We start from the raw sequence: 22,819 nt of genomic DNA on the forward strand, positions 1-22,819 counted from the left end.
ATCTAATGCACGCCACGAACGACCGCGACCAGTTTGCCCCGCCCCGCCCGCCCGGACGCATGCGGGCCATCGCCCTGGCGGTACTCGCCCATGCCGCGCTGATCGGCGCGCTGACCTGGGGCGTGAACTGGAAGAGCAGTTCCGACCAACCGGCGGTGGAGGCCGAACTCTGGTCCGCCGTCCCCCAGCAAGCGGCGCCGCGCGCCGTGGAGCCGCCCCCACCCCCTGCACCGGCCCCTACCCCCGCACCTGAGCCCGCGCCCGCACCGCCGCCTCCACCGCCACCACCGCGTCCGGAGCAAGCCGACACGCGCGAGGCCGACATCGCCCTGCAGCAGCAGAAGAAGCGCCTGGAAGAAGAAAAGAAAAAGCGCGAACAGCAACTGGAGCGCGAGAAGCGCGAACGCGAGCGCAAGGAAGAAGAGCGCCGCGAGCGGCTGGAGCAGGAAAAGAAGGAACGCCTGCTGGCGCAGCAAAAGGCCGAGCGCGAGAAAGCCGAGCGCGAAAAGGCCGAGAAGGAGAAGGCCGCCAAGGCCGAGCAGGACAAACAGAAGAAGCTGGCCGAGGACAAGCGCCGCAAGGCCGAGGAAGCCCGTGAAGCCAAAGAGGCCGAGGCGCGCCGCCAGGAGAACCTGCGCCGCATGCAGGGGCTGGCAGGCGCCACGGGCGGCGAGACCGCCACGGGCACCGCGCAGCGCAGCTCCGGCCCCTCGGGCAGCTACGGTGGCAAGGTGGCCGCCAAGGTACGCCCCAACATCGTCTATCCCGACACCATCTCGGGCAACCCGCGCGCCGAGGTCGAGGTGCGCGCCGCTCCGGACGGCACCATCGTCGGCGCGCGCATCACCCAGTCCAGCGGCAACAAGGCGTGGGACGACGCGGTGATTCGTGCGCTGCACCGCACGGAAACCCTGCCACGCGACGTGGACGGCCGCGTGCCGTCGTCCCTGGTGATCGGCTTCCGCCCGCGCGACTGAAGCAAAAAAGAGAGCTGCCTGCGCTTGTCCCTCAACGGTTTCACATTGAAAACACTGTGAAACCTATTTGAGACAAGCGCCGGCAGCTATCATTTTCGAGAACAACCGACAGCCAGTGGAACTCAGCTGCGCTGCTCGATGAGGCGATTGATACGCAACGCGCCGAGTGTGCAGACCACGCCCGACAGCAGATACAGCGTCACCGCCCCCAGCCCGAAACGTGCCGACAACCCCAGAGCCACCAACGGCGCGAAGGCCGCGCCGATCAGCCAGGCCAGGTCGGACGACAGTGCCGCCCCGGTGTAGCGGTGCAGGGTGGAGAAGTTGGCCGTCACCGTGCCCGATGCCTGGCCGTACGACAGGCCCAGCAGCACGAAGCCCAGCAGCAGGAACACCGTGCCGCCCACCGCGCCACCGCCCAGCAGCCAGGGCGTGGCCAGGCTGAACAGGCCAATCAGCACGGCCATGGAGCCCAGCAGGTTGCGCCGGCCCATGCGGTCGGCCAACCGCCCCGACACCACCACCGCGCCGATGGCCAGGAATGCGCCGGCGATCTGCACGCACAGCACCTCGGCCATGGAGCGCTCGGAGAACAGGGCGAACCACGACAGCGGGAACACCGTCACCACGTGAAAGAGTGCGAAGCTGGCCAGTGCCGCAAAGGCGCCCAGCACCACATTGCTCCCCTCTTCGCGCATCACGCGGGCCACGCCCACGGGCTCCAGTTCCTTCTCTTGCAGCAATTCGGCATAGGACTGCCCCACCACCAGGCGCAGCCGCGCAAACAGCGCCACTACGTTGATCGCAAAGGCCACGCAGAACGGGTAGCGCCAGCCCCAGGCCAGGAATTCTTCGCTGGAGAGGCTACCGTACAGGTAGGCGAACAACCCGGCGGCCAATGCAAACCCCACGGGCGCGCCCAGTTGCCCCACCATGGAATACCAACCCCGGCGCTCCGGCGGTGCCGCCATCGCCAGCAGCGACGGTAGCCCGTCCCAGGAGCCGCCCAGCGCCAGCCCCTGGCCGAAGCGCAGCACCGCCAGCGCCCCGGCGGCTGCCAGCCCCGCCACGTGGTAGCTGGGCAGGAAGGCCATGCTCACCGTACAGCCGCCCAGCAGGAACAGCGCCAGCGTCAGCTTGGTGCCGCGCCCCCAGCGCCGCTGCACGGCCATGGAGATGGCGGTGCCCAGCGGCCGGGCGATGAAGGCGATGGCAAAGATGGCAAAGGCCATGAGCGTGCCGTCCAGCCGCGACATGAAGGGGAACAACAGCGACGGGAAGACCAGCACGCAGGCGATCCCGAATACGAAGAAGTCGAAATACTCCGACGCGCGCCCGATGATCACGCCCACGGCGATCTCGCCCGGGGTGACGTCTTCGTCGGTGTGCGCGCGCGACAGCGATGCCGCGCTCTCGGGGCCGTAAACGGGGTATGCGACGGAACCGCTACTCATGACCGTACTCCTTGGCTTTGCAGACACAGCTCCGTTCTACACGCAAGCCCCGCGGTCAACAAGTACGCTTACACTGACGTCCCGCGCGGGAAAACCCTCACGCCCAGTCAGCCATCCGCGCCGCCATGGTCGCGCCTGCAGGCCGCATCCGGCCTGCCATCACGCCATAAATTTGACCCTGGACAAAATGTCCAATCGACAAATGCGCTAGGCGTATTACATTCGTCTCCGTCCAGTAATTCGCGTTTACACCTAGCGCCGCGCCCGCGCCCGCGCGCGCGACGCAAGGCCGTGCACGCTTTTTGACACGCCTAGCAATGCTCCAACTGAAGAAACTCCGCGGGCCCACCTGGCTCGCCGCGGCTTTGGCCGCAGCCAGCCTGGCTGGTTGCAGCAAGGCCGTCGTATTGAACCCGGCGGGTGATATCGCTGCCCAGCAGGGCAACCTGGTGGTGACTGCCACGGTGCTGATGCTGATCGTCATCGTGCCGGTGATCCTGCTGACGCTGCTGTTCGCCTGGAAGTACCGCCAGGGCAACACCGACGCCGAGTACGACCCCGACTGGCACCACTCCACCTCGCTGGAGCTGGTGATCTGGAGCGTGCCGCTGATGATCATCATTGCCCTGGGCGCGCTGACCTGGATCGCTACCCACAAGCTGGACCCCTACCGCCCCCTGGACCGCATCGACGCCCAGCGCGCGCTGGCCGCCGACGTCAAACCGCTGGAAGTGCAGGTGGTGGCCATGGACTGGAAGTGGCTGTTCTTCTACCCCGAGCAGGGCATTGCCACGGTGAACGAGGTGGCCGCGCCTGTGGACCGCCCGATCCTGTTCAAGCTCACCGCCACGTCGACCATGAACGCGTTCTACGTGCCCGACCTGGCCGGCATGATCTACGCCATGCCTGGCATGCAGACCGAGCTGAACGCCATCATCAACAAGCCCGGCGTGTTCCATGGCCTTGCCTCGCACTACAGCGGCCCCGGCTTCTCCGGCATGACCTTCAAGTTCCACGGCCTGAGCGATGCCGAGTTCGCCCAGTGGGTGGACAAGGCCAAGACCGAAGGCAAGCCCCTGGACAAGACCACCTACCTGCAACTGGCCAAGCCCAGCCAGCGCGACCCCGTGCAGCGCTTTTCCACCGTGGAAGACGGCCTGTACGGCAAGGTGCTCAACCGCTGCGTGGAAGACGGGCAGATGTGCATGCACGACATGATGGCCATCGACGCGCTCGGCGGCGAAGCCTTCGTCAAAGCCAACGGTCTGACGCTGCCGCAGGACGTATGCACCGCCGGCAACGCGCCACAGATCCTGGCCGCGCTGCAGCCCGCAGCCGCCCTCCCCGAGGCCACCACCCAACAGTGAATTTGACGGACCCGACGCGGGCGCCAAGCCGGCGCCGGGCCCATTAGCCAAGAGATTCGATATGTTGTCTGAACAAACTACCCCAGCCCACTGGCTGTTGGGCCGCATCACCTGGGACTCGATCCCGATGGCGCACGAGCCCATCGTGCTGTGGACCTTCATCGCGGTGGTCCTGGGTGGCATCGTGATGCTGGCCGGCCTCACCAAGTTCCGTCTGTGGGGCCCGCTGTGGCGCGACTGGATCTGCTCCATCGACCACAAGAAGATCGGCATCATGTACATGATCCTGGGCCTGGTCATGTTCCTGCGCGGCTTCGCCGACGCGGTGATGATGCGCTTGCAGCAGGCCATGGCCGTGGGCGAGAGCATGGGCTACCTGCCGCCGCACCACTACGACCAGATCTTCACGGCCCACGGCGTGATCATGATCTTCTTCGTGGCCATGCCCTTCGTCACGGGCCTGATGAACTACCTCGTGCCGCTGCAGATCGGCGCGCGCGACGTGTCGTTCCCCTTCCTGAACAACTTCAGCTTCTGGATGACCACCGGCGGCGCCGTGCTGGTGATGATCTCGCTGTTCCTGGGCGAGTTCTCCACCTCCGGCTGGCTGGCGCTGTCCAACCTCGGGGCGCAGGACCCTGGCGTGGGTCTCGACTATTACATCTGGGGCCTGCAGATTGCGGGGGTGGGCACCACCTTGTCGGGCATCAACCTGATCGTCACCATCATCAAGATGCGCGCGCCGGGCATGAATCTGATGAAGATGCCCGTGTTCACCTGGACCGCGCTGTGCACCAACGCGCTGATCGTCGCCTCGTTCCCCGTGCTGACGGCAGCGCTGGTGCTGATGTCGCTGGACCGCTACATCGGCACCAACTTCTTCACGAACGACCTGGGGGGCAACTCCATGCTGTACGTGAACCTGATCTGGATCTGGGGCCACCCCGAGGTCTACATCCTGGTGCTGCCGGCCTTCGGCGTGTTCTCCGAGGTCGTCGCCACGTTCTCGCGCAAGCGCCTGTTCGGCTACACCTCCATGGTGTACGCCACGGTGTGTATCACCATCCTGTCGTACCTGGTGTGGCTGCACCACTTCTTCACCATGGGCTCGGGCGCCACGGTGAACACCTTCTTCGGCATCACGACGATGATCATCTCGATCCCGACGGGCGCCAAGATCTTCAACTGGCTGTTCACCATGTACAAGGGCCGCATCCGCTTCAGCGTGCCCATGCTGTGGACGGTGGGCTTCATGTGCACCTTCGCCATCGGCGGCATGACTGGCGTGCTGCTGGCCGTTCCCCCGGCCGACTTCGTGCTGCACAACAGCCTGTTCCTGGTCGCGCACTTCCACAACGTGATCATCGGCGGCGTGGTGTTCGCCGTGTTCGCTGCCATCAACTTCTGGTTCCCCAAGGCCTTCGGTTTCCGCCTGATCGAGTCCTGGGGCAAGGCATCGTTCTGGTTCTGGCTGACTGGCTTCTGGGTCACGTTCACGCCGCTGTACATCCTGGGCCTGATGGGCATCACGCGCCGCGTCAACCATGTGGAAGACGCTTCGCTGCACATCTGGTTCATCATCTCCGCGGTGGGCGTATGCCTGATCGCGGCGGGCATCGCCTGCTTCTTCATCCAATTGTTCGTGAGCTACCTCAAGCGCGACCAGCTGCGCGACGTGACCGGCGACCCCTGGGACGGCCGCACGCTGGAATGGGCCACCTCCTCGCCCCCGCCGCAGTACAACTTCGCCTTCACGCCCGTGGCGCACGAGATCGACGCCTGGTGGGACATGAAGAAGCACGGCTACAAGCGCCCGCTGACCGGCTTCCAGCCCGTCCACATGCCCGCCAACACTGGCGCCGGCGTGGTGATCGCCGCGCTGTCCACCGTGTTCGGTTTCGCCATGATCTGGCACATGTGGCCGCTGGCGATCGCCTCGTTCGCCGCGACCGTGCTGGCCTCGATCATCCACACCTTCAACTACAAGCGTGACTACTACATTCCGGCAGCCGAAGTGGCCGCCACGGAAGACGCACGCACCAAGCAGCTTGCCGCAGCCCATGTCTAATACGCACACCCTCCAAGCGGGCGGCACCGCCGCCCTGGCACCGCGCGAGTATCACCTCGCGCATGAGCCCCACCCCGAGAACGGCACGTCCCTGGGCTTCTGGCTCTACCTGATGAGCGACTGTCTCATCTTCGCAGCGCTGTTCGCCACGTACGGCGTGCTGGGCCGCAGCTACGCCGCGGGCCCCACGGGCGCGCAGCTGTTCGACTTGTCTCTGGTAGCCATCAACACGGCCTTCCTGCTGACGTCGTCCATCACCTTCGGCTTTGCCATGCTGCAAAAGCAGGCGGGCAACGCACGCGGCACGCTGGCTTGGCTGGCCGTCACCGGCCTGCTGGGCCTGGCCTTCCTGGGCGTGGAGCTGTACGAGTTCGCACACCTGATCCACCAGGGCGCGACACCCCAGCGCAGCGCGTTCCTGTCGGCCTTCTTCACGCTGGTGGGCACGCACGGACTGCACGTGACCTTCGGCCTGATCTGGCTGGTGACATTGATGATTCAGATCAGCAAGCACGGCCTGATCCATGAAAACAAGCGCCGCCTGAACTGCCTGTCCATGTTCTGGCACTTCCTGGACGTGGTCTGGATCGGCGTCTTCACCTTTGTGTACCTGATGGGGGTGCTGTAAATGAGCGCACACGAAATTCACGCCGGCCACGACGACCATGGCCACGACCATGACGACCTGCACGTCACCAAGGGGGACTACGTCAAGGGCTTCATCCTCGCAGTGATCCTCACCGTGATCCCGTTCTGGCTGGTCATGGCCGACGTGATCCAGAACCGCACCACCGCCGTGCTGGTGCTGGGCGTCTTCGCCATGGTCCAGGTAGTGGTGCACATGGTGTACTTCCTGCACATGAACGGCAAGATCCAGGGCGGCTGGACGATGCTGTCCACCATCTTCACCATCGTGTTCCTGGCAGTGACCATCATCGGCACGTTGTGGGTCATGTTCCACATGAACGCCAACATGATGCCCGCGCACGCCAACCCCATGGCCGCACAGCACCAGGGCAGCGAGGCACACCAACCGAAGGCGCCTTGACCGATCCGACCATGCACGCCCCGGAGCCGCAGCGCACCCGCGCGCACTCCAACCTGACGATGGCGGTGCTCGCTCTGGCGGGCATCGCCTTGTTCGTTGTGTTCTGTGCCCTCGGCTGGTGGCAGGTGGAGAGGCGCACCTGGAAGCTGGCCCTGATGGAACGCGTAGAGCAGCGTCTGCATGCCGCGCCCGTGCCGCTGCCCGCGCGCGCGCAGTGGCCTGGCGTGGATGCGGCTGGCTTTGAATACCAGCCTGTGCAGGCTGAGGGTCACTGGCTGGCCAGCAAAACCGTACTGACCCAGGCCACCACGGCGCTCGGCGCGGGTTTCTGGGTCATGACCCCGCTGCAGCTGGACGGCGGCGGCCAGGTGCTCGTCAACCGCGGCTTCATCCCCCAGGCGCAGCGCGCCCAGTGGGCCGCTGGCGGCCCCGGCATGCAGGAAGGCGAAGCCGTACAGCTGCAGGGCCTGTTGCGCATGAGCGAGCCCGGAGGCGGCTTCCTGCGCCGCAACGACCCCGGGGCGCAGCGCTGGCATTCGCGCGACGTGGCGGCCATCGCCCAGGCGCAGGGCCTGGACGCCGCGGCCCCGTTTTTCATCGACGCGGGCATTCCCGACGCGAACGCCCCAGCGCCGATGGATGCCGAGACTTCCACCACCGCCGGTCCCTGGCCCCGCCCGGGACTGACGGTGGTTCGCTTCCACAACAGCCACCTGGTGTATGCCATCACCTGGTTCGGGCTGGCCGTCATGGTGGCGGCAGCGGCTGCGTATGTGGCACGCTACGAGCTTCGCCTGCGTGCCACCTCGCGCTCCCGATGACCGCATCCGCAAACTCCACCCCCTCCTCCTCCCCGCCCGCCCTGAAGGCGCGCTCGGCCGATGCCGCGGCCGGGCTGAAAAACCTGCACCAGCTCATCCAGTTGCGCTGGATCGCCGTGGTGGGCCAGGTGTTCACCATCGAGGTGGCGCACTACGTGCTGCAGCTTCCCCTGCCCCTGCGCGAGATGCTCATGGTCGTGGGCTGCCTGGTGCTCTACAACGCGGTGAGCTTCGTGCGCTGGCGCACCGGCCGCGGCGTGCGCAATGTGGAGCTGTTCCTGGCGCTGCTGGTGGACGTGGCCGTGCTCACCGTGCAGCTGTATCTGAGCGGGGGCATCCGCAACCCATTCGTCTTTCTGTACCTGCTGCAGGTGGCGCTGGGCGCGGCGCTGCTGCGCAGCGCCTACATCTGGACCATGGTGCTCGTCACCGCAGCCTGCTTTGCGCTGCTGGCGCATTACAGCGTGCCATTGCAACTGGCGCCCGACTTCGCGCGCGGGCTGGGCAGCCCCTACGTGCTGGGCCTGCTGGTGTGCTTCATGCTCAACGCGGCGCTGGTGGTGATCTTCATCAGCCGTATCGGCCAGAACCTGCGCCAGCGGGACGCGCGTCTGGCCGCCATACGCCAACGCGCCGCCGAGGAAGAGCACGTGGTGCGCATGGGGCTGCTGGCTTCAGGCGCTGCCCATGAGCTGGGCACGCCGCTGGCCACCATGGCGGTGATCTTGGGGGACTGGAAGCGTGATCCTGCATTGGCCGCCAACACCGCGCTGCAGGAAGACGTGGCCGAGATGCAGGCGCAGGTGCAGCGCTGCAAGACCATCGTCAGCGGCATCCTGATGTCCGCCGGCGAGACGCGCGGCGAGGCATCGGCGCAGACCACCGTGTGCCAGTTCCTGGACTCACTCGCCAGCGAGTGGCAGGCCACGCGCTCGGTTGACGAATTCACTTATGACAACCGCTTCGGCCAGGACACCCCTATGGTGTCCGATGTCACGCTGCAGCAAATGGTTTTCAATGTGTTGGACAATGCCCGCGACGCATCGCCCCACCGGGTCGGCCTGGTGGCCGAGCGTGATCAAGACCTGCTGCGCATTACCGTCACAGACAATGGCCCCGGCTTCGCGCCGGCCATGCTGTCGCAGTTCGGCAAGCCCTACCAGTCCAGCAAGGGCCGCCCCGGCGGCGGGCTGGGCCTGTTCCTGGCAATGAACGTGGCGCGCACCCTGGGGGGCACCGTGCAGGCACGCAACCTTCCGGGCGGCGGCGCCCAGGTCACGATCACGCTGCCGCTGGCCGCGATTGCGTTGCAGGAGACACCCACGCACCATGGACGCTGAACGCTTGCTGCTCATCGTGGAAGACGACGAGGCCTTCGCGCGCACGCTGGGCCGTTCGTTCGAGCGGCGCGGCTACCGCGTGCTGCACGCCGACAGCCTGGCACAGGCCGAAGCACTGCTGGCCGGGCACACACCCGACTATGCCGTCGTGGACCTCAAGCTCAAGGGCGAGGCCACAGGCCTGGCCTGCGTTCGGGCATTGCACGCGGCCAACCCGGACATGCTCATCGTCGTGCTCACGGGCTACGCCAGCATTGCCACCGCCGTCGAGGCCGTAAAGCTGGGTGCCTGCCACTACCTGGCCAAGCCATCGAACACCGACGATATCGAGGCCGCCTTCGGCCTTACCGAAGGCAATGCCGACGTCGAACTGACCAACCGCGCCAGCTCCATCAAGACGCTGGAATGGGAGCGCATCCACGAAGTGCTGGCCGAGACCGGCTTCAACATCTCCGAGGCCGCGCGCCGCCTGGGCATGCACCGCCGTACACTCACGCGCAAGCTGGACAAGCGGCGGGTTTAGCGCATTGAGCGCGCATGGGCTGTCATCGGCCAGAGCCTGCCTTTACGAAGGGCAGCTGATGGGGAGGCTGTCGCCGTATACATTCAGGATCCTCTAACCGCGTTGTTTGAGATGGAAGACCTGCCCATGATCCTCGTCGGCCAATATGACAGCCCCGTCACGCGCCGCGTCGCCATCGCGCTGCATCACTACGGCATCCCCTTCACCCGCGATACGCGATCCATCTTTGGCGATGCGGCAGCAATCGGGAGGATCAGCCCGCTGACCCGCATCCCGGCCCTCGTCCTCGACGATGGCGAAGTGCTGATCGACAGCGCATCCATCCTGGATCATCTCGATGAGCAGGCAGGCGACGCGGCGCTGATCCCCCGCTCCGGCACCCAACGCCGGCGCGTTCTCCAGATGACGGCACTGGCGCAAGGCACCCTCGAAAAGGTCGCGGCTGTGGTGTACGAGAGGCACTTTCACCCCCCCGAACACCGCAGCGCCGTCTGGCTGGATCGCTGCCTTGGCCAGGCACGCGCTGGTCTCGACGAACTGACCAAACGCCTTGCCACACCGTATGCCTGCGGGGCGGCACTCACCCATGCCGATGTGATGATCACCACGCTGATCTGGTACATGCAGGACCGGATGGATGAAGTGCTGTCACCGTCCGCCCACGCCGCGCTGATCTCACTGGCCGAACACTGTGAAGCGCTGCCCGCCTTCCGCGCCGCCGCCCCGAGCGATTTCGAGGCGATGCCACGAAGCTAGGGCCTGTTGGCATGGAATGTGAACAGGCCCTCGTCTTGGATATACCTGTTCATGGCATCCAAGGGAAGGCCGCACGCGGCGTTGAGCCACGGTTCGTGGCGTCGGATTCGCGTCCGGCACAAGCTGCTGGGGGCCAAACTCCGCCACCGGCGAGCAGTCCGCTCTCGCCCCAGCCTCTCAACCCTACGTCACACACCCCTCCTAATCCTCCCAACTGCCACCCACCGACAACGCAAAGCAACCGCCCCAAAGACCCCAACCCGGTCATTACCCACGCGCCCCACCCTCACCCCGCACATCAGCGAAAATTGCAGGCTATGACCCTCAAAGCCCCCGAACTGCTGCTGCCCGCCGGCTCGCTCGACAAGATGCGTGCGGCGTACGACTTCGGCGCCGACGCCATCTACGCCGGCCAGCCGCGCTACAGCCTGCGTGCGCGCAACAACGAGTTCCGCCTGGAGCAGATCGCCCAGGGCATCCAGGAGGCGCACGCGCGGGGCAAGAAGTTTTTCGTCACCAGCAACCTGATCGCGCACAACGACAAGGTGCGCACCTACCTGCGCGACATCGAGCCTGTCATCGAGTGCAAGCCCGACGCCTTCATCATGGCCGACCCCGGCCTGATCATGATGGTGAAGGAAAAGTGGCCCGAGACCGAGATCCACCTCTCGGTGCAGGCCAATACCACCAACTACGCCACGGTGAAGTTCTGGCAGAAAGCCGGCGTGTCGCGCATCATCCTCTCGCGCGAACTGAGCCTGGACGAGATCGAGAAGATCCGCCAGGAATGCCCTGACATGGAGATCGAGGTCTTCGTGCACGGCGCGCTGTGCATTGCCTACTCGGGCCGCTGCCTGCTCAGCGGCTACTTCAACCGGCGCGACCCCAACCAGGGCACCTGCACCAACGCCTGCCGCTGGGAATACAAGACCCACGACGCGGCGGTGGACCCCAACACCGGCGAAGCGCTGGCCACGTCCATGGAGCAGGGTTTCAACTTCGAACAGGCGCGCGAGGAAGCCGACAGCCAGTTCACCAGCACCTGCGGTAGCGGCCAGCGCCACCCCAAGGCCGACCAGGTCTACCTGATCGAGGAGATCGGCCGCCCCGGCGAGCTCATGCCCATCATGGAAGATGAGCACGGCACCTACATCATGAACTCCAAGGACCTGCGCGCCGTGGAGCATGTGGAGCGCCTAGTGAAGATCGGCGTGGATTCGCTCAAGATCGAGGGCCGCACCAAGAGCCTGTACTACGTGGCGCGTACCGCCCAGGTGTACCGCCGCGCGATCGACGACGCGGTGGCGGGCCGCCCGTTCAACCCGCACCTGATCACCGAGCTGGAAGGCCTGGCCAACCGCGGCTACACCGGCGGCCTGCTGGAGCGCCGCCCGGCCAACGACTACCAGAACTACGAGACCGGCAACAGCGTGCTGCAGCGCGCCCACTTTGTCGGCCAGGTGCGCGGCTACGCCGACGGCATGGCCGAGGTCGAGACCATGAACCGCTTCGCCGTGGGCGACACGCTGGAGGTGATCCACCCCAGCGGCAACCGCACGGTGCAGCTCACGCAGATGTTCAACCTGGACGGCGAAAGCGTGCAGGTGGCGCCGGGCAATCCGCTGCGTGTGCGCATTCCGATCGACGGCCCGGTGGAAGGCGCGCTCATCGCGCGATTGCTGCAACCTTCCTGAAACCATAGCTGGCAGCGCCCGTCCACAGGGCGTTTCAGGTAGATTTGATACTGAAACGCCCAGCCATCAAGCGTGAGCAGCTCCTCTTTTTGCAAAGGCCCCGGCGGGGCCTTTGCCCATTTCTTGCCCCGCCCCATACCAAGAACCCATGAATCCTGAAGACATCGTCGTCCTGCCCGAACTCAAGGCCTACATCGACCCGCTCACGCCCGAAGAGCACGACGCGCTGGAGCGCAGCATCCTCGCAGAGGGCTGCCGCGACGCGCTGGTGCTGTGGGGCAACATCCTCGTGGACGGCCACAACCGCTTCGGCATCTGCCACAAGCACGGCCTGCCCTTCCAGACGGTGCAGAACACCCGCTTTCAGAACATGGAGGACGTGCACCTGTGGATGATCGACCAGCACCTGGGGCGGCGCAGCGTATCGGAGTTCCAGCGCGGCGTGCTGGCACTGCGCAAGCGCGAGATCATTGCCGAGCGCCGCGCCGCAGCCGCTGCCGCCGTGGTGGCTGCCAAGGCCGAGGCCGCCCAGGCACCCGAGCAGGCCCCCTGGGAGGGTGACACCGACCCGGTCGTCGCCCAGGCGCTGGCCAGCGTGCCCAAGGTGCCCGAAGACGCGCTGGACACGCGCGAGGCCCTGGCCCGCGCCGCCCGCCTGACGGCCGCCCAGGTCAAGGCCATCGAGACCATCCACCAGAACGCAGCGCCGGAAGTGGTGGCCGCCGTCAAGTCGGGCGAACTGTCCTTGAACGCCGCAGCCGTGGTGGCCACCCTGCCGGTGGACGAGCAAAAGAGCGCCGCGGCCGGCGGTGCGCAGGAACTCAAGCAGGCCGCCAAGCGCGTGCGCGACGGCAAGAAGAAACCAAAGGCCGATGCCACTGCAACGGAGGCCGACGGCACCGCCGGGCCGGAATCGACGGCCGCCCCCGACACCGCAAAGCTGCAGCAGCGCGTGGCGGAACTCGAGGCCGAAAACGAGCGCCTGCGCCAACAGGTCAAGGCCCTGCAAGACCTGCTGGCCGAGCAGGGCTGAGCGCCCGTCAGGAGACCGCCGCGCGCACGCCCTGCACCGCCACGCGTGCGCGGCGCAGCGCCATCCACTGCAGTTCCGCCAGGGCCAGCACAGCCACCGCCTGCACGGCCACATAGGCCTGGCCCCAGCCGCCGGTCACCCACGTCGTGCCCCACAGCACCACTGCGCTGGCCAGCACCCACAGGAAATTGCCCGCCACCAGCAGCGCCAGCGCGCCGCCGGCTGCCTCGCGCCGCAGGGCCAGCGACCCGGCCAGCAGCACGAAAGGCAGCAGCAGCCAGCCGCTGGCCAACAGCAACCGGGGCGACATGCCCAGCCATTCAGCCAGCGGCGCTGCCGCCGCCAGGTGCAGCGCCGCCATGCCGGCGCCTGCGGCGGCATCGGCCCAGAGCACGCGGCGCAGGCCGCCGGGGGACGTGAAAGCATCGATGAAGGCCATGGTGTGATCTCCTGAGGGGTTGAACATGGCCTGCATCGTCGGCACGCGGCGGCTGCGCGTCCATGACCTGACAGGTCATGCCCACGCCGCGCAGCCGGCCCTACCATGCAGGCCATGCACCACGCTCCCGCCCTATCGACACCCGCACCTTTTGGAGAACGCCTGCGCCACTGGCGCCAGCGCCGGCGCTTGAGCCAACTGGACCTGGCACACGCAGCCGAGGTGTCTACGCGCCACCTGAGCTGCGTGGAAACGGGCCGCGCCAGCCCCAGCCGCGACATGGTGCTGCGCCTGGCCCATCGCCTGGACGTGCCCCTGCGCGAGCGCAACGCGCTGCTGGTGGCCGCGGGCTATGCCCCGATGTATCGCGAACGCCCGCTCGATGCGCCCGAGATGGCCGATGCGCGCGCGGCGGTGCAGCGCATCCTGGACTGCCACGAACCCTGGCCGGCGCTGGCGATGGACCGGCACTGGAACCTGCTCATGGCCAACCGCATCGTACCCCTGCTGCTGTCCGGCGTGGACGCCGAGCTGCTGCAGCCGCCCGTGAACGTGCTGCGCCTCAGCCTGCACCCGGGGGGCCTGGCACCGCGCATCGCCAACCTGGAGCAATGGCGCGCGCACCTGCTGGAGCGGTTGCGCCAGCAGATCCACGAGAGCAGCGACCCGGTGCTGGCCGCCCTGCTGCAGGAACTGCAGGCCTACCCTTTGCCGCCTGCCAGCCCGCCGCTGCCGGGCGAGCACCTGGGCGTGCTCATGCCGTTCGAGTTCCGCACGCCGGCCGGCACGCTCCAGCTGGTGAGCACCACCACGGTGTTCGGCTCGCCCGTCGACGTGACGCTGCAGGAGCTGGCGCTGGAAACGTTCTTCCCCGCCGACGACGCCAGCGCCGCCGCACTGCGCGCGCTGGCCGCGGCCTGAACGGCACCGTCTCCCGGGTCGTGACCACGGTCTCGGCGTGCGACATCCCCCGACGCGCGGCACGCGCGGCGCGAGTATTTAAGTGAAATTGGCCGCTAGCGCAGCACCAACAAGCGCCAGCAGCTATTAATTAATGAGCAAAAGAAAACCCCCGCCAGGCATGCGCCCTGCGGGGGTTGACGGGAGGGGCCGCGCCGCGGCCCGGGCCTCAGCCGGCGATCAGGCCGTCACGCCCTTGGCGACCTCTGCATATTCCTCAATCTGGTCGAAGTTCATGTAGCGGTACACGCTGGCCTTGTCGGCATCGATCACGCCCATTTCCTGGAGGTATTCCTCCTTCGTGGGCAGCTTGCCCAGGCGCGAGGCGATGGCGGCCAGCTCGGCCGAGCCCAGGAACACGTTGGTGTTCTTGCCCAGGCGGTTAGGGAAGTTGCGGGTGGAGGTGGAAATCACCGTCGCACCTTCACGCACCTGCGCCTGGTTGCCCATGCACAGCGAGCAGCCGGGCATTTCGGTGCGCGCGCCGGCCGTGCCGAAGGCAGCGTAGTGGCCTTCCTTGATCAGCTCGTTCTGGTCCATCTTGGTAGGCGGAGCCACCCACAGCTTGACCGGAATGTCGCGCTGGCCGCCCAGCAGCTTGGCCGCTGCGCGGAAGTGGCCGATGTTGGTCATGCACGAGCCGATGAAGGCCTCGTCAATCTTGGTGCCGGCCACTTCGGACAGGAACTTGGCATCGTCCGGATCGTTCGGGCAGCAGACGATGGGTTCCTTGATGTCGGCCAGGTCGATCTCGATCACGGCGGCGTATTCGGCGTCCTTGTCGGCTTCGAGCAGGTCGGGCTTGGCGAGCCAGGCTTCCACCTTCTCGATGCGGCGCTGCAGCGTCTTCGCGTCCTGGTAACCGTCGGCGATCATGTTCTTCATCAGCACGATGTTGGAGCGCAGGTACTCCTTGATCGGCTCGGGGTTGAGCTTGATCGTGCAGCCGGCGGCGGAACGCTCGGCTGAGGCGTCGGACAGCTCGAAGGCTTGCTCCACCTTCAGGTCCGGCAGGCCCTCGATTTCGAGGATCTTGCCCGAGAAGATGTTCTTCTTGCCGGCCTTGGCCACGGTCAGCAGGCCCGCCTTGATGGCGTACAGCGGGATCGCGTGCACCAGGTCGCGCAGCGTCACGCCGGGCTGCATCTCACCCTTGAAGCGCACCAGCACCGACTCGGGCATGTCCAGCGGCATCACGCCGGTGGCAGCGCCGAAAGCCACGAGGCCCGAGCCTGCGGGGAAGGAAATGCCGATGGGGAAGCGGGTGTGCGAGTCACCGCCGGTGCCCACGGTGTCAGGCAGCAGCAGGCGGTTGAGCCAGCTGTGGATCACGCCGTCGCCGGGGCGCAGAGCCACGCCGCCGCGGTTGCTGATGAAGGCCGGCAGTTCGCGGTGCGTCTTCACGTCCACGGGCTTGGGGTAGGCAGCGGTGTGGCAGAAGGACTGCATCACCAGATCGGCCGAGAAGCCCAGGCAGGCCAGGTCCTTCAGTTCGTCACGCGTCATGGGGCCAGTGGTGTCCTGGCTGCCCACGGTGGTCATCTTGGGCTCACAGTACGTGCCCGGGCGGATGCCCTGGCCTTCGGGCAGGCCGCAGGCGCGGCCGACCATCTTCTGGGCCAGTGTGAAACCGGCATTGGACGCCGCCGGTGCCTGGGGCAGGCGGAACGCGGTCGAAGCGGGCAGGCCCAGGAACTCACGCGCCTTGGCGGTGAGCGAGCGGCCGATGATCAGGTTGATGCGGCCGCCGGCCTGCACCTCGTCCAGCAGCACGTCGGACTTGAGCGCGAACTCGGCCACGGTCTCGCCGTTCTTCACGATCTTGCCGTCGTAGGGCAGCACATCGATCACGTCGCCCATCTCCAGCTTGGAAACGTCCACTTCGATCGGCAGAGCGCCCGAGTCTTCCTGCGTGTTGAAGAAGATGGGAGCGATCTTGCCGCCCAGCGTCACGCCACCAAAGCGCTTGTTGGGCACGAAGGGAATGTCCACGCCCGTGCCCCAGATGATGGAGTTGGTGGCGGACTTGCGCGACGAGCCGGTACCCACCACGTCACCCACGTAGGCGACCAGATGGCCCTTCTTCTTCAGGTCCTCGATGAACTGCATCGGGCCGCGCTTGCCGTCTTCCTCGGGCTTGAAGGCTGCGTCGGGGCGCGTGTTCTTCAGCATCGCCAGGTAGTGCAGCGGGATGTCGGGGCGGCTCCAGGCGTCAGGCGCGGGCGACAGGTCGTCGGTGTTGGTCTCGCCGGGCACCTTGAACACGGTGACGGTGATCTTTTGCTCGACCTTGGGGCGGCTGGTGAACCACTCGGCATTGGCCCAGCTCTGCATGACCTCCTGGGCCTTGGCGTTGCCGGCCTTGGCCTTGGCGGCCACGTCGTTGAAGAAGTCGAACATCAGCAGCGTCTTCTTCAGCGCTTCGGCAGCCACGGAAGCGACTTCGGCGTCGTCCAGCAGCTCGATCAGCGGGTGCACGTTGTAGCCACCCACCATGGTGCCCAGCAGCTCGGTGGCCTTGGCCTTGGAAATCAGGCCGACCGTGATGTCGCCATGGGCGACGGCCGCGAGGAAGGACGCCTTGACCTTGGCAGCGTCGTCCACCCCCGGCGGCACGCGGTGGGTCAGCAGGTCCACCAGGAAAGCCTCCTCGCCAGCGGGCGGGTTCTTGATCAGCTCGATCAGTTCGGCCGTCTGCTTGGCATCGAGCGGCAGCGGCGGGATGCCCAATGCAGCGCGCTCGGCCACATGGTCGCGGTAGGCTTTCAACATGTCTTCTTTCTCCGGGATAGTCTAGGTTTTCAAAGTGGGGCGACAACCGGCCGGCCACAGTAGCGCACACGGCAGGCGTGCACTGCGTGGCCCCGCCGGCAGGCGGCTTTAGGTTTACTTGGCGGCCGGGTTGTCCAGCAGGCTTTGCGGCGGGTTCTTCTTGATGGCCTCGGCCACCACCACCTGCTGCGGGCTCATGCATTCGTCAGCCATGCGCTGGCCCAGCTTCTGGTTCATGAGCATGGATTTGTTGGCGATCTGCACCCACACGGCGCCCGCGCGCTGGTCTTCCAGGCGCACCGCGCCGGTGGTGGTGGCCACCGGGGCCATGTGGTACTTGAAGCCCTTGCCTTCCACATGGAAGCGGCCGGGCGACTGCGTATCGGCCTCGATGCTCACGAACGCGCCCAGTTCGCACGCCATGCGGCCCGTGTACACGCGCTCGGCGATCTGCAGTTCTTCGGGAGTGAGCGCCGCCTCGGCCGCGGCCAGGCCCGACGCCACCTGCACGGCACCGCTGTGCAGGCGCGTGCGGCTGCTGGTGGGCGACGCCTTGGCGACGGTGTCGCTCTTCTTCTCGGCCTTGGGCTTGGTCGCCTTGGCGGAGGTACTCTTCGCCGCAGGCTTGGCGCTGCTCTTCTTGGCCTCGGCGGGGGCGGCGGGCTTGGTCGCCGTCTGCGCCATGGTGAGGGCGGGCGCCAACAGTATCAATGCGGAAGCGATGAGGGTCTTCATGGTGACTCCTGCGGGGAAAGAATGAATGGAAGGCAGATGGGGCGACAAGAATACCCGTATCAGGTGAACGTGGTCTCAGCCTTGGCAAACCAGCCCTGCGCCTCGGCGGGCAGCATGCGGCCGGTCTGGTGTGCACGCTCGAGCACCTGCCAGAAATAGCGGTAGCTTGCGCGGTCGTGCAGTACGCCCTCCTCGCTGATGGGAGCCCAGTCAGCCTGGATGGCGGCAGAGATGATGCGGCTGGCCCGCGCGATTTCCGCACCTTCCGGTGCGAAAGCCGCCAGGATGGGCCGGATCTGCGCGGGGTGGATGCTCCACATGCGCGTGTAGCCGAACTGGCGCGCGGCCCTGCCGGCCGCGGCCTGCATGGCGTCGGGATCGCTGAATTCGGTGACCACGCAGTGCGACGGCACCTTGCCATTGGCATGGCAGGCGGCGGAGATCTCCAGCTTGGCACGCACGACGAGCGGATGCTCGAACTGCCCGGTGGACGTCATGCCCGAGGCGGGAATCGCACCGCCATGGGCGGAAACGAAGTCCATCAGGCCGAAGCTCAGGCTCTGGATGCGCGGGTGCGCGGCGATCTCGAAGGCCCGGTGCACGGCAGCGGGGGACTCGATAAGGGCGTGCAGCGGCAGATGGCTGGCGCCTGCGGCCTCCAGCGCTCGCTCTGCCGCGAGCACGTCGTCCACGGTTTCCACCTTGGGCAGCATGATGTGGCACAGGCGCTGCCCCGCCTCACCGGCGATGATGGCCATGTCCTGCGCGAAGGCGGGGTGGTCAACCGTGTGCACACGTGCCGCCACACGCGCGCCGGCCCCGGCTTCGCGCGCCAGGCGTGCCACCAGCATGGCGTGCTCGCGCTCTTGCCCCACGGGCGCGCCGTCCTCGCAGTCGAGCGTCACGTCAAACACGCAATGGCCAAACTCGGCAAGCAGCTCCTGCTGCAGTTGCAGGCTCTTGCGCATGCGCACTTCCACGCCGCTGTAGTGGTCGCACACGGGAATCGCATGGGCGCCCGCCTGAGCGCCCAGCAGGACTTCAGCGGGATGGGCAGCGGACGAGGTCATGGGGCACGCTGGGCAACAATGAACAAACGGGGAAACGCGAACAGCCGATGGCCGTCCGCGCGCTCGGTATAGGCCTCGCCAATGCGCTGCGTGTAGGCTTGCAGATACGCATCCCGCAACACGGCGGGGAGCGGATCAAGGAAGGGTTTCAGGCCTGTGGACTCCAGCCACTCGACGATGGCCTGGACCGAAGGCATGACATGGCGGTACGCGGTGTGCCAGATATCGACCCGGCAGGCCATGGGCGCGAGAAGGTCGTAATAAGCCTCCACCGACAACAGCGCCGCACGCTGGTCCGCGGCATGCGCCAGCTGATCACGCCACGCAGACTGGCTCGCCAACTCCCGCATGAGCTGGTGCGACGGCTGGTCCAGGTTATCGGGCATCTGCACCGCCAGGACACCGCCGGGTGTCAGGCAGCGCATCAACCGGGCGAACAGCCCGGCATGCCCTGCCACCCACTGCAGGGAGGCGTTGGCAAAAATCAAATCGGGCGCCACGGTGGGCGCCCAGTCGGCAATATCGGCCTGCATGAAGGGCACACCGGGCAGACGCTTGCGCGCACTGGCCAGCATCGCTTCGGAGTTGTCCAGGCCGATGAGTTGCGACTGCGGGAACCGCTCCAGCAGCAATTGCGTGGAATTGCCATTCCCGCAGCCCAAGTCCACGATGTGGCGGGGTGCGGGATGGGAGACCCGCGCCAGCAACTCGACAGCCGGGCGTGTGCGCTCGCTCTCGAAGCGCTGGTAGAGCGCGGGATCCCAGTCGTGCATGGAGATGCGCGATTACAGCAGGTGCTTGACGCCGTCCTGCTCGCCTTGCAGCTCGGCCAGGGTCTTGTCGATGCACTCTTGCGAGAAGGCGTCGATGGCCAGGCCTTCGACGATCTTGTACTCGCCATTCTCGGTGGTGACGGGGAAGCCGAACACGATACCGGCGGGAATGCCGTATTCGCCGTTGGAGGGCACACCCATCGTCACCCACTCGCCCTTGGAACCCAGGGCCCAGTCGCGCATGTGGTCAATGGCGGCGTTCGCGGCAGACGCAGCCGAGGACAGGCCACGAGCGGCGATGATGGCTGCGCCGCGCTTGCCGACGGTGGGCAGGAACACATCCTTGTTCCAGGCCTGGTCGTTGATGGCGTCCTTCACGGACTTGCCGTCCACCGTCGCGAAACGGTAGTCGGCGTACATCGTGGGTGAATGGTTGCCCCACACCGTCAGCTTCTTGATGTCGCCCACCTTGAAGCCACCCTTGGCCGCCAGTTGGGAAGCTGCACGGTTGTGGTCCAGGCGCAGCATGGCCGTGAAGTTCTTGGCCGGCAGGTCGGGGGCCGACTTCATGGCGATGTAGGCGTTGGTATTGGCGGGGTTGCCCACCACCAGCACCTTCACGTTGCGCGAGGCCACGGCGTTCAGGGCCTTGCCCTGGGCCGTGAAGATCTGGGCATTGGCAGCCAGCAGGTCGGCACGCTCCATGCCGGGGCCGCGCGGACGGGCGCCGACCAGCAGGGCGTAGTCGGTGTCCTTGAAGGCGGTCATGGGGTCCGAGTGGGCTTCGATGCCAGCCAACAGCGGGAACGCGCAGTCTTCCAATTCCATGATCACGCCCTTGAGCGCGTTCTGTGCCTTCTCGTCGGGAATTTCCAGCAGTTGCAGGATGACGGGCTGGTCCTTGCCCAGCATTTCGCCGGAAGCGATGCGGAACAGCAGCGCGTAACCGATTTGGCCTGCAGCGCCGGTCACGGCGACACGAACGGGTTTCTTGCTCATGCGAAAACTCCAGAAAGAGGTGTGAGGGAGGTGGTGTTGGTGCAAGGTCGCACCAGCGCCAGTCATCAGCAGCCCGTGCCCCGCAGAACAGCCCAGGAGTTTACCGCCGATTACTGCGCAGGGTCAATTTGTCTTATGTCTTATATAAGATATGATCACCCTCAATTCAGCGGCATGCTCCGCCCCCCGGCACAGCCCACCATGTCCTCCTCGCCCCCTCCGACCACAGAAGGTACACCCCCAGGCGCGGGTGCGGGGGCATCGACTCCCGCATTCAGCCCCCTGTACCAGCAGATCAAGGGGCTCATCCTGCACAGCCTGCAGCATGGTGAATGGAAGCCCGGTGAAGCCATCCCCAGCGAAATGGAACTGGCTGCGCGCTTTCGCGTGAGCCAGGGCACGGTGCGCAAGGCCATCGACGAGCTGGCAGCCGAAAACCTCGTGATGCGCCGCCAGGGCAAAGGCACCTTCGTGGCCACCCACGCAGAGCGGCAGGTGCAGTACCGCTTCCTGAAACTGCTGCCTGACACGGGAGACGCCCGCGTGGAAGGCCCGGCGCAGCGCACCATCCTGGAGTGCCGGCGCATGCGCGCCAGTGCGGAGATCGCACGCACGCTGGCGCTGCGGACCGGAGATGTGGTGGTGCAGGTCAAGCGCATCCTGTCGTTTGTGGGCGTACCCACCATCCTGGAGGACATCTGGCTGCCAGGGCAGGCCTTCAAGGGCCTGACCGCGGAGCAGATGGCCCACTACCAGGGGCCCACCTATGCCATGTTCGAGCTGGATTTTGGCGTGCGCATGGTGCGCGCCGAAGAAAAGATCCGCGCTGTGTTTCCCGATGAAACGCAGGCTCAATGGCTGAACATCCCCGTCGCCACACCACTGCTCAGCGTGGAGCGCCTCGCTTACACCTATAACGATGTTCCCATGGAGTTACGGCGCGGGCTGTACCGGACTGACACACATCACTATCACAATGAACTGAGCTGATCCACTGCCCGACCACGAATGCAACCAGGGAAAATACGCAGTCTCCGCAAGCTTCCCGTAATGCATTGCAATAGAATTTTGGGTTGTTTGCATCCGCGCAATTACAACGCAGTTACATCCACGAAAGCACACACGCCATGACAGAACTTGCCAAGCAACGGCCTGAATACCGCAACATCCACGCGTTTCGCGACCTGCCCAGCTACCGGTGGCCGCTGGCCGCGCTGGTTTCTGGCATGCACCGCATCAGCGGCATGATCATGTTCCTGCTGCTGCCTCTGGTGATCTGGATGTTCGATACCTCGGTGTCGTCGGAAATCTCCTTCGGCAAGTTCACCTCTGCCTTCTCGTCGGGCCTGGGCTTCGCGCCTGGCTGGCTCATCAAGCTGCTGACCCTGGGCCTGATCTGGGGCTATCTGCACCACTTCATCGCCGGCCTGCGCCACCTGCTGATGGACATGAACCATGCCGCCGTCACGAAGGAATTTGGCAAGAGCTCTGCTGCCGTCACGCTGGTCGCAAGCTTCGGCCTGACCGCGATTCTGGGCGCCAAGCTCTTCGGCCTGTACTGATCGGCGCACCTGCGCAGATCACTTTCTCACATAAAAAAGGAATTTCCATGTCCGTGAATTACGGCTCCAAGCGCACCGTCGTGGGTGCCCACTATGGCGTGCGCGACTGGCTGGTGCAGCGCGCCACCGCCGTCTTGATGGCTTTGTTCACCCTGGTGCTGCTGGCCTGCGTCATCTTCAGCAAGGGCCCCATCGGCTACGACCTGTGGGCCGGCATCTTCTCCAGCCAGTGGATGAAGGTTCTGACCCTGTCCGTCATCGTGGCGCTGGCCTGGCACGCCTGGGTGGGCGTGCGCAACGTGTGGATGGACTACATCAAGCCGGCAGGCCTGCGTCTGACGCTGCAAGTCTTCACCATCGTCTGGCTGGTGGCCTGCACCGGCTGGGGTATCCAGGTTCTGTGGCGTCTCTGATTCCCGCGACTGAAA

Annotated in this window: 22 protein-coding genes; 15 read left to right on the forward strand and 7 right to left on the reverse strand. The window is 66.0% G+C overall.

Going from position 1 to position 22,819, the window contains the following annotated elements; all coding sequences use genetic code 11:
- Window positions 1-5: 5 nt before the first annotated feature.
- On the forward strand, window positions 6-977 hold the full coding sequence (gene tolA / locus AC1PPL_RS11365; RefSeq protein ID WP_011805929.1) for a cell envelope integrity protein TolA: 972 nt from the start codon (window positions 6-8) through the stop codon (window positions 975-977).
- A 122-nt stretch (window positions 978-1,099) separates the two neighbouring features.
- Here tolA and AC1PPL_RS11370 read toward each other — a convergent pair whose 3' ends face one another.
- Window positions 1,100-2,431 carry an MFS transporter gene (locus AC1PPL_RS11370; RefSeq protein ID WP_479973294.1) on the reverse strand — a complete coding sequence of 444 codons (1,332 nt, stop codon included), beginning with the start codon at window positions 2,429-2,431 and terminating at the stop codon, window positions 1,100-1,102.
- 317 nt (window positions 2,432-2,748) lie between these two features.
- Here AC1PPL_RS11370 and cyoA point away from each other — a divergent pair, with 317 nt between their 5' ends.
- The 10 genes from cyoA (at window position 2,749) to AC1PPL_RS11420 (ending at window position 13,081) form a co-directional block, all read left to right on the forward strand.
- Window positions 2,749-3,798, forward strand: coding sequence for a ubiquinol oxidase subunit II (cyoA, locus tag AC1PPL_RS11375; protein WP_015913686.1), 1,050 nt, complete (start codon window positions 2,749-2,751; stop codon window positions 3,796-3,798).
- A gap of 61 nt (window positions 3,799-3,859) precedes the next feature.
- The gene (cyoB, locus tag AC1PPL_RS11380; RefSeq protein ID WP_088886442.1) at window positions 3,860-5,866 is read left to right on the forward strand and encodes a cytochrome o ubiquinol oxidase subunit I; all 2,007 of its coding nucleotides are present in this window, start codon (window positions 3,860-3,862) and stop codon (window positions 5,864-5,866) included.
- Window positions 5,859-6,494 carry a cytochrome o ubiquinol oxidase subunit III gene (cyoC, locus tag AC1PPL_RS11385; protein WP_015913688.1) on the forward strand — a complete coding sequence of 212 codons (636 nt, stop codon included), beginning with the start codon at window positions 5,859-5,861 and terminating at the stop codon, window positions 6,492-6,494. Before cyoB ends, cyoC begins: the two co-directional genes overlap by 8 nt.
- Window positions 6,495-6,914, forward strand: a complete 420-nt coding sequence (gene cyoD / locus AC1PPL_RS11390; protein ID WP_287741611.1) for a cytochrome o ubiquinol oxidase subunit IV — start codon at window positions 6,495-6,497, stop codon at window positions 6,912-6,914.
- Between the two features lie 11 nt (window positions 6,915-6,925).
- A complete protein-coding gene (locus AC1PPL_RS11395) occupies window positions 6,926-7,735 on the forward strand; it encodes an SURF1 family protein (RefSeq protein WP_479973306.1) in 810 nt (269 codons plus the stop codon).
- Complete coding sequence (locus tag AC1PPL_RS11400) at window positions 7,732-9,075, forward strand: ATP-binding protein (RefSeq protein WP_479973295.1); 1,344 nt, start codon at window positions 7,732-7,734, stop codon at window positions 9,073-9,075. Before AC1PPL_RS11395 ends, AC1PPL_RS11400 begins: the two co-directional genes overlap by 4 nt.
- A complete protein-coding gene (locus AC1PPL_RS11405; protein WP_312129303.1) occupies window positions 9,065-9,598 on the forward strand; it encodes a response regulator transcription factor in 534 nt (177 codons plus the stop codon). The genes AC1PPL_RS11400 and AC1PPL_RS11405 overlap by 11 nt, the downstream gene beginning before the upstream one ends.
- Window positions 9,599-9,709: 111 nt before the next feature.
- The gene (locus tag AC1PPL_RS11410) at window positions 9,710-10,354 is read left to right on the forward strand and encodes a glutathione S-transferase family protein (protein ID WP_479973296.1); all 645 of its coding nucleotides are present in this window, start codon (window positions 9,710-9,712) and stop codon (window positions 10,352-10,354) included.
- A 317-nt stretch (window positions 10,355-10,671) separates the two neighbouring features.
- Window positions 10,672-12,048 (forward strand): prephenate-dependent tRNA uridine(34) hydroxylase TrhP, encoded by a 1,377-nt coding sequence (gene trhP, locus AC1PPL_RS11415; protein ID WP_015913693.1) that lies wholly within the window; start codon window positions 10,672-10,674, stop codon window positions 12,046-12,048.
- Between the two features lie 148 nt (window positions 12,049-12,196).
- Window positions 12,197-13,081: a plasmid replication/partition related protein gene (locus AC1PPL_RS11420; RefSeq protein ID WP_479973297.1), complete on the forward strand. Its 885-nt coding sequence runs from the start codon at window positions 12,197-12,199 to the stop codon at window positions 13,079-13,081.
- Between the two features lie 7 nt (window positions 13,082-13,088).
- Here the strand turns inward: AC1PPL_RS11420 and AC1PPL_RS11425 are convergent, their stop codons facing one another.
- Complete coding sequence (locus AC1PPL_RS11425; protein ID WP_011805941.1) at window positions 13,089-13,520, reverse strand: hypothetical protein; 432 nt, start codon at window positions 13,518-13,520, stop codon at window positions 13,089-13,091.
- A 105-nt stretch (window positions 13,521-13,625) separates the two neighbouring features.
- Here AC1PPL_RS11425 and AC1PPL_RS11430 point away from each other — a divergent pair, with 105 nt between their 5' ends.
- Entirely contained in the window at window positions 13,626-14,441 is an 816-nt protein-coding gene (locus tag AC1PPL_RS11430) for an MmyB family transcriptional regulator (RefSeq protein WP_287951761.1), read from the forward strand.
- A gap of 219 nt (window positions 14,442-14,660) precedes the next feature.
- Here the strand turns inward: AC1PPL_RS11430 and acnB are convergent, their stop codons facing one another.
- The 5 genes from acnB to AC1PPL_RS11455 form a co-directional block, all read right to left on the reverse strand.
- Entirely contained in the window at window positions 14,661-17,252 is a 2,592-nt protein-coding gene (gene acnB / locus AC1PPL_RS11435; protein WP_015913697.1) for a bifunctional aconitate hydratase 2/2-methylisocitrate dehydratase, read from the reverse strand.
- 114 nt (window positions 17,253-17,366) lie between these two features.
- Entirely contained in the window at window positions 17,367-17,987 is a 621-nt protein-coding gene (locus tag AC1PPL_RS11440) for a hypothetical protein (protein WP_287966030.1), read from the reverse strand.
- 59 nt (window positions 17,988-18,046) lie between these two features.
- On the reverse strand, window positions 18,047-19,057 hold the full coding sequence (locus AC1PPL_RS11445) for an HpcH/HpaI aldolase/citrate lyase family protein (RefSeq protein WP_135149777.1): 1,011 nt from the start codon (window positions 19,055-19,057) through the stop codon (window positions 18,047-18,049).
- Window positions 19,054-19,830, reverse strand: a complete 777-nt coding sequence (gene tam / locus AC1PPL_RS11450) for a trans-aconitate 2-methyltransferase (RefSeq protein WP_479973298.1) — start codon at window positions 19,828-19,830, stop codon at window positions 19,054-19,056. The genes AC1PPL_RS11445 and tam overlap by 4 nt, the downstream gene beginning before the upstream one ends.
- A 12-nt stretch (window positions 19,831-19,842) precedes the next feature.
- Window positions 19,843-20,829: a malate dehydrogenase gene (locus AC1PPL_RS11455; protein WP_015913700.1), complete on the reverse strand. Its 987-nt coding sequence runs from the start codon at window positions 20,827-20,829 to the stop codon at window positions 19,843-19,845.
- A 201-nt stretch (window positions 20,830-21,030) separates the two neighbouring features.
- Between AC1PPL_RS11455 and AC1PPL_RS11460 the strand changes: the two genes are divergently transcribed.
- The 3 genes from AC1PPL_RS11460 to sdhD all read left to right on the forward strand — a co-directional run bounded on the left by AC1PPL_RS11460 (window position 21,031) and on the right by sdhD (window position 22,804).
- Entirely contained in the window at window positions 21,031-21,819 is a 789-nt protein-coding gene (locus AC1PPL_RS11460) for a GntR family transcriptional regulator (protein WP_047350436.1), read from the forward strand.
- 137 nt (window positions 21,820-21,956) lie between these two features.
- Window positions 21,957-22,391, forward strand: a complete 435-nt coding sequence (sdhC, locus tag AC1PPL_RS11465) for a succinate dehydrogenase, cytochrome b556 subunit (RefSeq protein ID WP_015913702.1) — start codon at window positions 21,957-21,959, stop codon at window positions 22,389-22,391.
- Window positions 22,392-22,438: 47 nt separating this feature from the next.
- Window positions 22,439-22,804 carry a succinate dehydrogenase, hydrophobic membrane anchor protein gene (gene sdhD / locus AC1PPL_RS11470; RefSeq protein ID WP_015913703.1) on the forward strand — a complete coding sequence of 122 codons (366 nt, stop codon included), beginning with the start codon at window positions 22,439-22,441 and terminating at the stop codon, window positions 22,802-22,804.
- The last annotated feature ends 15 nt before the right edge of the window (window positions 22,805-22,819 follow it).

The organism is Diaphorobacter sp. B2A2W2 (assembly GCF_056730635.1).